The sequence below is a fragment of the Cryobacterium sp. N22 genome, assembly GCF_002929555.1.
Classification (GTDB): domain Bacteria; phylum Actinomycetota; class Actinomycetes; order Actinomycetales; family Microbacteriaceae; genus Cryobacterium.
In genome coordinates, this window is record NZ_PJJP01000019.1 from 1 (window position 1) to 14,445 (window position 14,445).

Below are 14,445 nucleotides of genomic sequence, written 5' to 3' on the forward strand. Positions count from 1 at the left end.
GCAGCGGATGCCGACGCCTCCGCCGCCGGCCGTCGCGCGCCCGCCGGCGCCCGCGGCCAGCGTTTCGAACCCGTGCACTTCGTCGACGAGGCCCCCGTCGCCCAGCCCAGCCCGTGGACCCCGCAGCCGCTGCCCAAGCCCCTGCACCTGTCGCCGGGCTCGATCGCCCAGGCCGCGATGGCGTCGGTGGATGCCGCCGCCCAGCTGCGCCAGGCCGCCGCCGAAGCCGAGCTGCACCGTCGCGCGCTGGCCATGGCCGAGGCCATCGCCCCGTCGGAGGTCACCCCGATCACCCGCCCGGTCGTCGCCCGGTCCGGCACCTCCGCTGCCAAGGCCGCCCCTCCGGCGGCGCAGAGCAGATTCGCCAACATGGGCATCATCGGCGACACCGAACCCGGCATGACCGACCTCGACGCGGTGCTCCGCCGTCGCCGCGCCGTCGGCTGACGGTTCGAAAGCGCCGCACTCGCGTGATATTGTAAATACGCAGTCTGGGGCTATGGCGCAGTTGGTAGCGCGTCTCGTTCGCAATGAGAAGGTCAGGAGTTCGAATCTCCTTAGCTCCACCACTGAAGCAGAAGGACCGCGGCCCCCGGGCTGCGGTCCTTCTGTGTTTCACCGGCCGTCGTACCCGCAGCCCACACCGGCGCATTCGCCCGAGACCGATTGCCTAACTCCTGCAATTCGTCATCCGGTCGGCAGGGGATGCCGGAATCACGCGGGAGTATGCCCCGCCGCGGAAAAGCTGCAGGAGTTATGTTCCGGGCGGTCGGCTCGGGGTGGGACCGGTGACGGCCGGTTAGAATTGGGCGCATTGCCGGGACCGGCCGGGCCGCGGGGGCTGGGCGGTCCTGCACGACCGGGAGACGACCATGACAGAGCACCGAACTCAGCCGGCGGCCACGCCGCCCGCAGCCGTCGTGGAGGGCGTCTTCGAGCTGGCCAGGGACGGGCGCACCGGCCCGCTGGGCGAGATGCTCGACGCCGGCGTGCCCCTCGACCTGGTCAACGGTCGCGGCGACAGCCTGCTGATCGTGGCCGCGTACGGGCAACACGCTGAGACCGTGCGGGAACTGCTGCGACGCGGCGCCGACACCGCCGCGGTGAACAGCATGGGGCAGACGGCACTGGCCTGCGCCGTGTTCCGCGGCAACGAGCCGATCCTGCTCGACCTGCTGCAGGCCGGCGCGGACCCGGATCTGGGCAGCCACTCCGGCATCCAGATCGCCGACCAGTTCGCCCTGCCGCGGATGCGCGCGGTCATCGAAGCGCACACCGGCACCTGACAGGCCGCCCAGACGGCCGAGTAGGCCCGAGGGTTACCGGTCCCGTGCAGCTTTTCGTGGTTGCATGGGCCATGCGTGTTCTGCACCACAGGCGAGACGAGGGCTGAGATGGTTAGCACCACACGAGGATTCGCCGCACCCCAGCTGACCCTGGCCGCCGACCGCGGCTCGACAGAGTCCAAGCCCACCCTGCTCGGCCGGGGCCGGCGCTTCGCCGAACTGGTGCGCATCGCACGCCGGAACGGTCTGCTGCCCTGGCGCAAACTGGACTTCACCACGGCGCCGGGCGGCGCATCCGTGCGTCTGGTGCAGGCCGAGGGTTTGCGCCGGGCGCTGGAAGAGGCCGGTGGCGCGTTCGTGAAGATCGGCCAGCTGCTCTCCACCCGCACCGACGTGCTGCCCGAGGAATACGTGCGGGCGCTCTCGCAGCTGCAGCACAGCGTGCAGCCGGCGGCCTGGGCGGATGTCGAGGCCATGCTGGTGACCGAATACGGGGCGCCGTTGGAGAGCGTTTTCGCCGAATTCGATCGGGTTCCCATCGCCGCGGCGTCGATCGGGCAGGTGCACCGGGCCGTCACGCTCACCGGCCGGGTCGTGGCCGTGAAGGTGCTGCGCCCGGGCATCGTGCCCGAGGTGAAACGCGACATCGACATCGCCCTACGGATGACCAGCGCCATCATCCGCACGTCGCCGCAGGCCAAGGCGCTCGGGATCAAGGCCGTCGCCGAACAGTACGCCGCGGACCTGGTGCGGCAGCTGGACTTCACCCTCGAGGCGCTGAACCTCTCCGCGATGCGTGCCATGCAGGAGCGCGGGACCGGCTCGGACGAACTGCGGCTGCCCGAACTGGTCGAATCGCTCTCCACCGGCCGGGTGCTGGTGATGGAGTTCCTGGAGGGGGACACCTTCGCCGCGATCAACGAGAAACCGGCCGACGACCGCGCCGACCTGGGCGACGCGGTGCGTGTGGTGCTCAACGCCTTCGTGCGGCAGATCGTGTTCGACGGGGTCTACCACGCCGACCTGCACCCGGGGAACATCATGCTGCTGACCGGCGGCACGCCGGCGCTGGTGGACTTCGGTTCGGTGGGCCGCCTCGACCTGCAACTGCGCGAGGCCGTGCAGGAACTGCTGATCGCGTTCATCCAGGCCGACACCCAGCAGATCGCCGACGCCCTCCTCGCCCTCGCCCCGCTGCCCGACGGCGCCGACGAGGCCGGCTTCCGGCGCGAGCTGAGCACCTTCATCACCTTCGAGCTGGGCCCGGGCGCCCGGGTCACCGTGCTGACCGTCGACGCGCTGGTGGCCATTCTCACCCGGTTCCGGATGACGGTACCCGCCGAATTCGTGGCGGCCGCGCGCGGGTTCGCGGTGCTCGAAGGCACCCTGCGCTCGACCCTGCCGGAGTTCGACCTGCTCGAGGAGTCCCGTACCCTCGCGGCTCAGCAGATCCGCGAGCAGATGGCGCCCGCCAACGTGCGGAGCCTGGTCACGACGGAGTTGCTCGGGCTGCTGCCGAGCATCCGCCGGTTGCCGCGCCGGTTCGACCAGGTCGGCCAGGCCCTGGAGAAGGGCAACCTCAACGTGAATGTGCGGCTGCTGGCCGACCGGCGGGACCGCCGGCTGCTCGGCGCCTGGGTGCGGCAGGGCCTGCTCGTGCTGGTGGGCGTGGTCGCCGGGGTGCTGTCGCTGGGCTACCTCACCCAGCCGCTCACTCCGGCGGCGACCGCCGGGGTGATCAGCACCGCCACCGCCGGCACGGCATCCGGGGTGGCGGCCGTGCTGCTGCTCGCCTCCGCCGGGATCGACGCGATCGTGACCCGCCGCCGCGACTGAGCCGCACCCGTGCCTGTGCTCGCACGGGTGATTGTGCTGAACGTCGTCGGCCCGGAAACTGGGACCATGAGCATGGAACAGGTACTCGACATGGTCCGCTCCCTCGACGGCAGCCTGGTGCTGGCCCCCGTCGCGGGCAGCGACGCCCCCGAGATCGCGTGGGGCGACTACTTCTTCTACTACGCGCCAGACGGGAACGTTCCGCGGAACGCGCAACCGTACGCGACGATCGTCACCAAGGACTATCCCGACGACGCCCGGTCGGGGCTGGACCCGGCCGGCCGTTGGCGAGTGAACATCCACGTCGGGCAGTCCACCTTGCGGGAACTGACCGGGACGAACCAGGACGATGTCGTCCCGCGCGACGTTGCCGAGGTCGACGTGTTTCTGCCGCATCCGGTCTACGGGGTGCTCGGCTGGGTGGCCGTGGTCAATCCAGGAGCCAGGACGATGCCGACCGTGCTCGGCTTGCTTCGTGACGCGCACGCCGACGAGATCAGGCGCGTCTCCCGTCGCTCCTGAAGGCGATGTCCCAGGTCGTTGTTAGCGTGTGGGCACACACTCGGATGCGACACGAAGGGTTCCAGACGCATGAACGGGGAGACGGGCACCACCGTGCGGTTCCGTTGCGGGCACGGCGCGGATGCGGCCGAGGCACGCATCACCCTGCAACGGGACTGCCCGCTGTGCATGCTGCTGGCCGAGACCAAGCGCTCCCGGGAGCAGCTGCTGCGCCGCGTTGCCCCGGCCGGCCGGGCCGCCTTGGCGCGGGAGACCCGCATCGGGGCGAGCTACGAGTGGATCTGCAGCCGCGGGCACTCCCGGTACACGGCCAGCGTGCGGGAGACCCTCACCGGGCCCGGCTGCCCCAAGTGCGCCCGGAACGCGCAGGCGCCGGCCGCCCGGTACGAGGGCGGCGTGCCGTTCATGAAGCCCGGGCTGAAGACGCGCACCTCGCAGGCGGAACAGAAGCTGCGAATGTTGCTCGGCGAACGCATCCGGCTGCCGCACCGGGTGAACGCGATTCGCATCAACCGCACCTTCTACGGAAAGCCGGAGGTGTGGCCGGACATCATCATTCCCGCCCTCAGGGTGGCGATCGAATACGACTCGCCCGGCCGCGACAAGACCTCGCACCGCGGCCTCAAGGAGGCCTCTGACCTGGAGAAGGACGCGGCCCTGGAGGAGGTGGGCTGGGCGGTGATCCGGGTGCGTGCCGACGGCCTGGCGGCGCTGGGACCGTACAGCATCGTCTGCTCCGTGGTCTCCGCCGGCGTCGTCGACGAGGTCCTGTGCCTGCTCGGTGTGATCCGCGGGGAGGAGGCCGTGACCGCCCTTATGAGAAGCGGGCCGAGTGGTTAGAGTGGGCCGGGTAAGTGGCTCACGGTCGAGCTGGGGGCCGGCGGGTGGGTCGCCGGCCTGAGCAAAGGAGCCCTGTCGTGCTGCACACCGACATACCCACCAGAGACGACGTCGACACCCTCGCAGCGGTGCGCAAACATCCGTGCGTCTCGATCTACCTGAGCACCAGCCCGCTGCCTCAGGAGTCCGAAAAGGCCAGGATGGAGCTGAAGAACCGGCTGACGGAGGCGGTGCAACAGTTGCGTGACGCCGGCACCGAGAAGGGCCCCATCGAGGAGCTCCAGGAAACCCTCGACGACCTCATCATGGACTCCGATTTCTGGCGGTCCCTGTCGTACAGCCTGGCCATCTTCGCCACCCCGGACAGCGTGCGCACCTTCCGGCTGCCCAACCGGCTCAGCGGGGCCCTGGAGGTCTCGGACCGGTTCTACCTCAAGCCGCTGCTGCGCGCGGTCACGTTCCCGCAGGCCGCCTTTGTGCTCGCCCTCGCGCAGAACTCCGTGCGGCTGCTGGAGATCAGCGCGGAAAGCCCGGTCTACGCGGTCTCGGTGCCCGGGTTGCCCAGCGATGTGGCCGACGCGGTGGGGCTGCCCTCGATCAACGGCCGCACCCAGGACAGCCACATCATGGGCGGCCGCATCCAGGGCGCCGAAGGGCAGAAGGTGCGGATGCGCCAGTACGCGCGGGCGATCGACCGGGCCCTGCGGCCGGTGCTCAGCGGCCTGGACCTGCCCTTGATCCTCGCGGCCGCCGAACCCCTCTCCGGCATCTACAGGTCGGTGAACAGCTACCCCAACCTCACCGAGGCGATCATCCCCGGCAACCCCGAAGAGACCCCGGACGAGGAGCTGGGGCGGGCGGCGCGCGGCATCCTGGATGAGCTCTACGCGGCGGAACTGGACGGTCTCAAGGACCGCATGGCCCGCCGGGCCGCGCACGGCCGGGCCGTCACCGACCTCAGCGACGTGGCGCGGGCCGCCACCTACGGTGCGGTCGACACCCTGTTCGTGGACATCGACCAAAGCGTGCCGGGGCTGGTGGACGAGGAGACCGGAGCGGTGACCCTGAGCGCGGAAGACGACGCCGTCACCTACGGTGTCGTCGACGAGATCCTGCGGCGGGCGCTGCTGTCCGGGGCGGAGATCTTCGCGGTGCGGGCCGATGACATGCCCGGCGGCGGGGCCGTCGCCGCGGGGGTGCGGTTCATGGTTTGACCCACACGAAACCGGTGCCGCCTGCAGGCAGGCGACACCGGTGAGTTTCGTGCGCCGGGCGAGTTGCGCCCGGCCGGAGACGAGCTAGCGCTTGCGGGCCTTCTCGGTCTCAGCGGACTTGAGCTGCTTGTCGGCGCGCTTTTCCTTCAGGGACTTGCCGGCGACCTTCTTGGTCGCATCCTTCTTGGGTGATTTGTCAGCCATGTGTACTCCTTCGACCTGAGCCTGGGCGGCACGGATGATCTGACCCTACGCGGGTTCGGCAGAAAGGGCATCTCGAGAGCCTCAGCGCGCCCTCGACGCCGCCTCCACACCGCCCGATTGGGGGTCCCGCCGGGGCCTGTGCCTTTCGGGAGTGTCGACGTAGGCTGTCTGCGATGAGGCTCCTCGTCGCTGGGACGAGAAGTCGTACGGAGAGCCGGGAGATCATGAGCGCACAGGAAACGTACAAAGCGGTGCTATTCGGTCCGAACGTGATCGGGTCCGGTACCGAAATCGAACTGCATTTCGCCAACGGGGGATACCAGGACGTGGTGGTGCTCGAAGCCGTCGAGGACGGCCAGACGATCACCCGCACCTATCGCAAGGGCCGGGAAACCGAGGAGCCCATCCCGTACCGGTTCGTCGACGAAGACGTGTCTGACGAGACCGCGGAGGGCGATGTCCCCAACTAGCCGGCCGGATCTGCACACCGGCGGCAGCGCGGGACGCGCTGCCGCCGGTGCGCCAGGCGGACCGGGCTAGATGCGGGCGCCCGGCTTGTTGCTGCGGCTCAGGCGCACGGGCAGGGCCATCAGCGGACCCACGAAGCGGCGCTGCAGGCTGCGGCCGGGGCCCCACACGTACTGCACGATCAGCTGAGCCAGGATGGCGCTGGCCGCCAGGGCCACCGCGACCGCGCCGGCGGTGAGCAGGTTGAGCAGCCCGTTGATATCGCCGTCGGCCATCTCCAGCAGCCCGCGGAACAGCGCGAGGCCCGGCACCAGGGGAACCAGGGCGCAGACGATGATCACCAGCGGAGGGGTGCGCACGATGCGCGCACCGACGGCCGCCAGGAGCCCGGCGCCCATCGCCGCAGCGCCGGAGGACCAGACCAGGCCGAAACCGGCGTTGCTGGCGCCCAGGTAGATCGCCTCGGCCACGGCGCCGAGCAGGCAGACCACCCAGAACGCCCGCCACGGCACCTGGGTGCCCAGGGCGAAGCCCGCCACGATGACCACCGCGGCGACCAACTGGATTGCCACGACACCCAGGGTGACGGGCACATCGGCGCTGATTCCCAGGTCGAGCCCGAACCTGGCCAGGACCAGCGACGAGCCGGCCACTCCGGCCACCAGGCCACCGGTGATGAGGAGGGCTTCGATGAGCCGCGCCGTGCCGGTGAGGTAGAACCCCGACAGGGTGTCGTGCACCGCGCCGAAGGTGGTCACCCCGGCCAGGAGCATGATGATCGTTGCGACCACGACGAGGGACGGGCTGGCGCCGGGATCGACCAGGGGCACGACCGCGGCGAAGATCGGACCGATGGCCCCGCCGACGACGGTCTGGTAGAACAACGGCACCCGCCGCTTCTCGAGCGCGGTGGTGAGGAAGTCGATCACGAACCCGGCGACGAACGCGGCAAGGATCACGATCGGGCTGCCTCCGAACAGCGCGGCGGCACCGGCACCGACGAGGCTCCAGCCGACCCGGCGGTACAGCAGCGTCACCTGCGGCTTCGACGAGACGATCGTGGCCAGGCGTTTGCGGGCTTCCGCGACATCCGTGGGTTCTTCGATCAGCTCGGCGATCAGCTCCGACGTGGCGGTGAGCTTGGCGTAGTTGAGGTTGCGGTACTTGACGTCGCGGCTGCGGGAGATCGACTCGTGGGTGGACTGGTCCTCGTGGGTGAGCGTGATGATCGTGTGGGTGATGTTCGCCTCGGTGCCGCGCAGCCCGTACGCGCGGGTCAGGGCGAGCATCGCCGCTGTGGCGTCTTCGGCGCCGGCGCCGGACGAGAAGATCACCTCGGCCAGACGCATGGTGAGGTCGAGCACCGACCGGGTGTACGCGGCGATGTCGATCGTCGGGATGGCTGTCGTGGAGGTGCTCGGTGCGTCCTCGTAGGCGCGCACGGCCGCGATGCCGGTGGCGTCGGCCCTCAGGATCGGGATGCTGGTGGTGACCGGACGCGGGGTGGTGGGGTGCGGTGCCCGGTAGGGCTGCTTGGGGATGGGGGCGGTCGTCACGGCGACGGGCACCGGTTTGGTGTCCGCGGGCGGAGAGGAGGGGGGCACGGCAGTCAACTGGACAACTTCAACACTTCGAGGATCGGTGATGCGGGGAGGGNCTTCAACACTTCGAGGATCGGTGATGCGGGGAGGGAATGTGCGCGGCTGCTCAGACATCGAGCGGGCCGAGCCAGGCGGTGGCGACGGTGGCGTGGGCGGAGTCGGCGTTGGAGGGGTGGAACAGCCCGGCCAGCACGTCGCGATACAGCCGGCCGAGTTCGTCGCCGGAGAAGTAGCTGGCGCCGCCGTTCACCCGCAGCATCAGGTCCACGACCTGCATGGCGCTCTCCACGCTGCGGTGCTTGAGGCCGGCGAGCCTGGCGAACCAGAACGGGCCGTGGTCGACGAGGGTTTCGACGTCGCCGGCCAGCGTCTGAATCTGCGGGTACACGGCATCCAGCAGCAGGGCCGCCTCGGCGATGCGGCGGCGGATGTCCGGATCCTGCGCGAGAGCGCGGCCGTCGTTCTTGGCCGAGCGGCGCCGTTTCGCGGCCTCAACCCCCAGCTCCAGCGCCCGTTGGGCGATGCCGGTGTACACGCTCGAGAGCAGGATCTCGAAGGTGGCGAAGATACCGAAGATCAGCGGGTCGTTGACCGGTCCGGGCGGGAGGGTGCGCACCACCCGGTCGGCGGGGGCGAAGGCCCCGTCGAGCAGGGTGGTCTGGCTCTGGCTGCCGCGCATGCCGAGGGTGTCCCAGTCGTCCTTCCGGGTGATTCCGGGGTCTGCGCGGTCCAGGAACGCCCACACGATCAGCGGCCGGGCCGGATCGGAGCTGTCCAGGCCCATGGTGCCCAGTTGGGTCCAGACCGGGGAGAGGGAGGTGAAGATTTTGGTGCCGGTGAACCTGTAGCCGCCGCCCTGCTGCGGAGCGGCATCCGTTGACGAGCCGAACAGCACCAGGTCGTTGCCGGGTTCGCTGACCCCGAAACCGAAGATCGCACCCTGCGCGGCCTCGGTGAGGACGAATTCGAGGGCGGTGTCGCCCCTGTCGTGCATGGCCTTGGCGACGCCCGTCCAGACCAGGTGCATGTTCACCGCGAGGGCGGTGGCCGGGGCGTGCGCGGCCAGCCGGGACTGCTCGGCGGCCAGCTGCGGCAAGGTGAGGCCCAGCCCGCCGAAACGGGTCGGCACCAGGGCGCGGAGGTAGCCGGCGGCGGCGAGTTCGGCGACGTCGTCGAACGGGAAGGTGTTGGCGGCGTCGTGCGCGGCGGCGCGGGAGCGGATGCGGCCGAGGAGTGCGTCGTCGAGCACCGCGCCGGGGGCGGAGGAGGACGGTGCGGGGCGGGAAGATTCGGTCACACCCGCAAGCCTACGTAGCCTTTCCCCTTCGCGTGGCCAGGCGCACGATGAGAAAGACGATCCCGCCGGCCACCGCCAGGATGGCGAGCCAGGGCAGGGCGAATCCGATGCCGACGAGGAGGGCGCCGAGCGCCGTCACCAGGGTGTTCCAGCCGGCCACGATGCCGGTCCAGAAATTGTCGGGGGCGCCGGGGGCGACGGTGCCGGTGGAGTACAGCTCGAGGCTGATGGTGGAGTACTCGATCTGGTCGGTGAGGTAGTCGCGCTGGGACTTCATGCCCTCCAGTTCGGCCTGGCGGGTCGAGAGTTCGCTCTCGATCGCGATCAGGTCGGTGGTGGTCGTCGCCTGAGACATCAGGGCCAGCAGTCGGTCGACGGAGGTGCTGAGGGCCGTGATCCTGGCGTCCAGATCCTGGCTCTGCTGGGTGACGTCGGAGGAATTCAGGGACACATAGTTCACGGTGCCGAGGCCCCGGAGCGCGTCGAGGGTGCGGTCGAGGTCGCCGACGGGAATGCGCAGCGACAGGTTCGCGCTGGCGGACTGGTTCTCGGTCTCGGGGGTCTCGGTGCGGCTGTCGACGCGGCCGCCGGCCTCTTCGACGATCGTCGCGGCGTCTTCGGCCGAGCGGATCGGGTCGGCCACGGTCAGCGACACCGAACCCGTCGTGATCACCGAGCGGTCCGCGATGGCGGTGTCGCCCGCGGCGTCGCCCACGGCGGCCTCGCCGGGCACCGGCAGCTCACCGGGCACGGTGCCGGAATCCAGCTCTGTGCGGGACCCGGAGTCGGTGGCGCTCTCCGAACCGAGGGTGGTGCAGCCGGCCAGGAGCAGGCCGGTGAGAGCCAGCGCGCCCGTCACGCCGGCCCAGGTCTTCAGGCGGCGGGGCCGCCGTGTCGGGGCGGTCTGCGCCACACCTTGGGTCTCCGCGCTGTAGCTCATGGGCCCACTGTATTGTCGGTCCGCATCCGCTATCTGGATGGTTTCTGGGAGTCGGATCACAATCGAGTCTCGACCTCGGGCCGCGTCGTACGCTCGAAGTGGCGCCGGCTTCTGCGGCGCCGTTGCAGAAAACACTTTCAGTTCTCGCTCGAGGAGGAACCATGGGATTCGCAGACGACGCCAAAGACGCCATCGCGGCCACCGGCCAGAAGATCGGACGCGCGGCGGAAGACGCCAAGGAACGCGTGTCGGACAAGCTCGACGAAACCAAGGCCGACGCCGAGGTCAAGAAGGCCGAGGCCGAGGTCAAGCACGCCGAAGCCGAGCGGGACGCCACCAAGGCCAAGAACGACTACAAGGAAGGCCTGCGCTAGCCGCGGCCGCCGGGAGCGGCGCCGTGGCCACAGGCCGCGGACGCTGGGCGCTGACGGAGGTCCTCCGTCGGCGCCGCGCCCCGCAACTGTTCATCCAGACCGACACCGGCACCGGCCCCGTCGTGATCCTGGTGCACGGCATCGCCTCGACCGCGGTGACCTTCCGGAAGGTTGTACCGTTGCTGGCCCCCGGGCACCGGGTCATCGCCGTGGACATCCTCGGCCACGGCGCCTCGCCGGCGCCGGCGGACTGCGAGTACACCCTCGACGACCACGTCGCGGCGCTCGCCGCGACCATCCGGGCGCTGAATCTGCGCGAGCCCTTCGTGCTGGTCGGGCATTCGCTGGGCAGCCTGATCGCCACCCGGTATGCCGCCGAGCACCGCTGGTACACCCGGCCCGGTCTGCGGGTCTCCCGTCTGGTGCTCGTGGGGCCGCCGATCTATCTCTCGCCGACTGACATCGGCGACCCGTGGGTGCGTGCCAGGGTCACCGCATACCTGCGGGCCTACGAGTTCCTCCGGTCGAACAAGGACTTCACCCTCGCCAACGCTGCGGTGCTGGGCCGGCTGCTGCCCAAGGGCATCCTGGATCTGACCGAGGACACCTGGACCCCGTTCGTGAAGTCGCTCGAGCACTGCATCGAATCGCAGACGATGGTGAGCGACATCGCCGGCCTGGGCATCCCCGTCGACCTGATCTACGGGGCGCTGGACGCCTTCGTGGCGCCGGGCAGCCTGCGTGTGGTGGAGCGGATGCGGCACGTGACCACCCACCGGGTGGAGGCCAACGACCACATCGTGCGCAGCCGCATCGCGAAGGTGCTCGTGAAGGTGATCGACGGCGAGGATGGCGGTGGCGCTGCCGGTCGTCTGCCAGCATGAACCGATGACACATCCCGCGGATTACCTCCAGGCCTATGACGACCAGCTGAGAACCGACGCCGAAACGCCCAGCGCGATCAGCGTGACCCGGCTCGGCCCGCTGCGTCTCGTGACGTTCGCGGGCGGTCGCGGCTTCGTCACCTACCGCGACCTCGGTGGCGCTGACGGCCCGGCGGTCGCACGGCTGGTTACGGGGGCACTGGATCATTTCCGCGCCGACCCGCAGATCAACCGGGTCGAATGGAAGAGCCGCGGCCACGACCACGCGCCCGGGCTGCACGCGGCGCTGCTGGCGAACGGGTTCGAGGCCGACGACGCCGAATCCATCATGATCGGCCCGCTCGAGGCGCTCTGTGCAGGCGTCGATACCCCGGCGGGAGTGACCGTGCGGCGGCTCACGACCGAGGCCGACGTGCGGGCCATGAGCGCAGCCGTCGATGAAGCGTTCGGCGACCCGGCCGACACGCGGATGGCCGAAGCACTGCTCGCCCGCCTCGCCCGCGACGACGGCATGGAGCTGTGGGGAGCGGAGACGGACGGACGTTTCGTTTGCGGAGGTCGGCTCGAACCGGTGCCGGGTACCGAATTCGTGGGCATCTGGGGTGGCGCCACCCTCGAGGCCTACCGGGGCCGCGGCATCTACCGTGCCCTGACCGCCGCGCGCGCCCGGTCCGCCCTCGCCCAGGGGAAGAAACTTGTGCACAGCGACTCGACCGAGGATTCGCGCCCGATCCTGGAACGGTCCGGCCTGATCAGGGTATCCACGACCACGCCGTACAACTGGAGCCGGGCGCGGCGCCCTCAAGTCTGAGGATCACCCGGCAGCCGGGAGTGTCCCCGCTGTGGTCGGGCCGCGTGGATAGGCTGGTCGGATGGACACTAGAACACTGGGCAGAACCGGCCGCACCGTCTCCGTCATCGGACTGGGCACCTGGCAGCTGGGCGCCGACTGGGGCGACGTCACCGAGGCCGACGCCACCGCCGTGCTCGCCGCCTCCGTCGAGGCCGGCGTCACCTTCTTCGACACCGCGGACGTCTACGGCGACGGCCGCAGCGAGCAGATCATCGGGCACTTCCTCGAGCACGGCGCCCCCGGCGTCGACATCACCGTGGCCACCAAGATGGGCCGCCGGGCCGAGCAGCTGCCGGAGAACTACGTGCTGGCGAACTTCCGCGAGTGGACCGAGCGGTCCCGCCGGAACCTCGGCACCGAGACCCTCGACCTGGTGCAGCTGCACTGCCCGCCGAGCGCGGTCGTCGAGTCCGGCGAGGTCTACGACGCCCTGGACAGCCTCGTCGACGAGGGCGTGATCGCCAACTACGGCGTGAGCGTGGAAACCTGCGAGCAGGCGCTGGCGGCCATCGCCCGGCCCGGCATCGCCACCGTGCAGATCATCCTCAACGCGTTCAGGCTCAAGCCGCTGGACGAGGTCGTGCCGGCCGCACGCGCCGCCGGCGTGGGCATCATCGCCCGGGTGCCGCTGGCCAGCGGGCTGCTCACCGGCAAGTACACCCGCGAGACGGTGTTTGCCGAAAACGACCACCGCAACTACAACCGTGACGGCAGCGCCTTCGACGTGGGCGAGACTTTCTCCGGCGTCGACTACGAGACCGGCCTGATCGCCGCGACCGAGTTCGCCGCGCTGGTGCCGGAGGGCCTCACGCCCGCTCAGGCCGCGCTGGCCTGGGTGGCGCAGATCGACGGGGTGTCCTCGGTGATCCCCGGCGCCCGGTCGGTGTCGCAGGCGCAGGGCAACGCATCCGCCGGCGCCCTGCCGCAGCTGTCCGAGGAGTTCATGGTGGGCGTGCAGTCCATCTACGACCGCCTCCTGCGCGCGTCCATCCACGAGCGCTGGTAACTCGCGAACTGTGAGCTAAGCACCTTCCCACGCGCTGGGAAGGTGCTTTTCTCACGGTTCGCGGGGTTAGTCGAGGTCGTTGGGGTCTCTTCCGGTGCGCTCGCCGGCGTCCAGGGCCTGGATGGCGGCGTGGTCGTCGGCATCCAGGGTGAAATCGAACACGTCGAGGTTCTCGCGGATGCGGGACGGGGTCACCGATTTGGGGATCGCGACGTCGCCGAGGTCGAGGTGCCAGCGCAGCACGACCTGCGCGGCGGACTTGCCGTACCGGGCGCCGATGGCGTCGAGGGTTTTGTTGCCGATTGCACGTCCCCGCGCCAGTGGCGACCAGTCCTCGGTGAGGATGCCGTGCGCGGCGTTGTACGCGCGCACCTCGGCCTGTTGCAACCACGGATGCAGCTCCACCTGGTTGACCGCGGGCACGATGTCGGTCTCGGCGAGCAACCGGTCCAGGTGCTGGGTGTGGAAGTTCGACACCCCGATCGACCGGGCGCGCCCGTCGGCCTTGATCGTCTCCAGGGCGCGGTAGGTGTCGACGTAACGGTCCTGCCGGGGTGCCGGCCAGTGGATCAGGTACAGGTCCACGTAGTCCAGGCCCAGCTTGGCCAGGCTCTCGTCGAACGCGCGCAGGGTCTCGTCGTAGCCGTGCCGGTCGTTCCAGACCTTGGTGGTGACGAAAACCTCGTCGCGGGGGAGGGCGGCACGGGCCAGCCCCTCGCCGACGCCGCGTTCGTTCTCGTACAACGCCGCGGTGTCGACGTGCCGGTAGCCCGCTTCCAACGCGATCTGCACGGTGCCGGCGGCGAGGGCATCCGGGATTTTGTAGACCCCGAGCCCGAGCTGGGGGATGGTGTGGCCGTCGTTCATCAGAAGCGTGTGGTCCATGCCTCTCATTAAACCCCTCGCGCTGGTGTGACCCGTCCTTGTCGCGAACCGTGACTTGAGCCGCACGGCGCGAAAAGGGGCGCACAGGTCGGCTCCCTGGAGGCGGCGCCGGGTGAGGCCGAGGCTTCGGGCCAGGGCGACCGGGAAGGGCTCGCCCAGGAGCTCGGGCGGAAGGGGTGTGCGTCGTGGCATGCACAGAGGATGCCAAATTGGCGCCCACCGTCGGGGAATCTCT

At 70.0% G+C, this 14,445-nt stretch carries 14 protein-coding genes, 1 tRNA gene and 1 pseudogene; 12 read left to right on the forward strand and 4 right to left on the reverse strand.

Annotated features, from left to right (window positions below; all coding sequences use genetic code 11):
• The 8 genes and pseudogenes from CXY76_RS01940 to CXY76_RS01975 all read left to right on the forward strand — a co-directional run.
• Positions 1-447 (forward strand): annotated as a pseudogene (locus tag CXY76_RS01940) (hypothetical protein); the annotation flags it as partial.
• Between the two features lie 46 nt (positions 448-493).
• Positions 494-569: transfer RNA gene (locus CXY76_RS01945), tRNA-Ala, on the forward strand.
• Between the two features lie 303 nt (positions 570-872).
• On the forward strand, positions 873-1,286 hold the full coding sequence (locus CXY76_RS01950; RefSeq protein ID WP_104162592.1) for an ankyrin repeat domain-containing protein: 414 nt from the start codon (positions 873-875) through the stop codon (positions 1,284-1,286).
• A 108-nt stretch (positions 1,287-1,394) separates the two neighbouring features.
• Positions 1,395-3,122 (forward strand): AarF/ABC1/UbiB kinase family protein, encoded by a 1,728-nt coding sequence (locus tag CXY76_RS01955; protein WP_104162593.1) that lies wholly within the window; start codon positions 1,395-1,397, stop codon positions 3,120-3,122.
• Between the two features lie 66 nt (positions 3,123-3,188).
• Positions 3,189-3,644 (forward strand): DUF6194 family protein, encoded by a 456-nt coding sequence (locus CXY76_RS01960; protein ID WP_104162594.1) that lies wholly within the window; start codon positions 3,189-3,191, stop codon positions 3,642-3,644.
• A gap of 69 nt (positions 3,645-3,713) precedes the next feature.
• Positions 3,714-4,484 carry a hypothetical protein gene (locus CXY76_RS01965; RefSeq protein ID WP_104162595.1) on the forward strand — a complete coding sequence of 257 codons (771 nt, stop codon included), beginning with the start codon at positions 3,714-3,716 and terminating at the stop codon, positions 4,482-4,484.
• Positions 4,485-4,561: 77 nt separating this feature from the next.
• Entirely contained in the window at positions 4,562-5,698 is a 1,137-nt protein-coding gene (locus tag CXY76_RS01970) for a hypothetical protein (RefSeq protein ID WP_104162596.1), read from the forward strand.
• A gap of 428 nt (positions 5,699-6,126) precedes the next feature.
• On the forward strand, positions 6,127-6,372 hold the full coding sequence (locus CXY76_RS01975) for a hypothetical protein (RefSeq protein ID WP_104162597.1): 246 nt from the start codon (positions 6,127-6,129) through the stop codon (positions 6,370-6,372).
• Between the two features lie 66 nt (positions 6,373-6,438).
• Here CXY76_RS01975 and CXY76_RS01980 read toward each other — a convergent pair whose 3' ends face one another.
• From CXY76_RS01980 to CXY76_RS01990, 3 genes are all read right to left on the reverse strand, one after another.
• Entirely contained in the window at positions 6,439-7,974 is a 1,536-nt protein-coding gene (locus CXY76_RS01980) for a threonine/serine exporter ThrE family protein (protein ID WP_158253817.1), read from the reverse strand.
• A 103-nt stretch (positions 7,975-8,077) separates the two neighbouring features.
• Complete coding sequence (locus CXY76_RS01985) at positions 8,078-9,268, reverse strand: acyl-CoA dehydrogenase family protein (protein ID WP_104162599.1); 1,191 nt, start codon at positions 9,266-9,268, stop codon at positions 8,078-8,080.
• Positions 9,269-9,278: 10 nt separating this feature from the next.
• A complete protein-coding gene (locus CXY76_RS01990; protein ID WP_104162600.1) occupies positions 9,279-10,208 on the reverse strand; it encodes a DUF4349 domain-containing protein in 930 nt (309 codons plus the stop codon).
• A 161-nt stretch (positions 10,209-10,369) separates the two neighbouring features.
• Between CXY76_RS01990 and CXY76_RS01995 the strand changes: the two genes are divergently transcribed.
• From CXY76_RS01995 to CXY76_RS02010, 4 genes are all read left to right on the forward strand, one after another.
• Entirely contained in the window at positions 10,370-10,582 is a 213-nt protein-coding gene (locus CXY76_RS01995; RefSeq protein ID WP_104162601.1) for a hypothetical protein, read from the forward strand.
• Between the two features lie 23 nt (positions 10,583-10,605).
• Positions 10,606-11,466: an alpha/beta fold hydrolase gene (locus tag CXY76_RS02000; RefSeq protein ID WP_199190172.1), complete on the forward strand. Its 861-nt coding sequence runs from the start codon at positions 10,606-10,608 to the stop codon at positions 11,464-11,466.
• A gap of 4 nt (positions 11,467-11,470) precedes the next feature.
• Positions 11,471-12,277, forward strand: coding sequence for a GNAT family N-acetyltransferase (locus CXY76_RS02005; protein ID WP_104162642.1), 807 nt, complete (start codon positions 11,471-11,473; stop codon positions 12,275-12,277).
• A 61-nt stretch (positions 12,278-12,338) separates the two neighbouring features.
• The gene (locus tag CXY76_RS02010; protein ID WP_104162602.1) at positions 12,339-13,325 is read left to right on the forward strand and encodes an aldo/keto reductase; all 987 of its coding nucleotides are present in this window, start codon (positions 12,339-12,341) and stop codon (positions 13,323-13,325) included.
• Between the two features lie 66 nt (positions 13,326-13,391).
• Here CXY76_RS02010 and CXY76_RS02015 read toward each other — a convergent pair whose 3' ends face one another.
• Entirely contained in the window at positions 13,392-14,210 is an 819-nt protein-coding gene (locus CXY76_RS02015) for an aldo/keto reductase (protein WP_104162603.1), read from the reverse strand.
• Between the last annotated feature and the right edge of the window lie 235 nt (positions 14,211-14,445).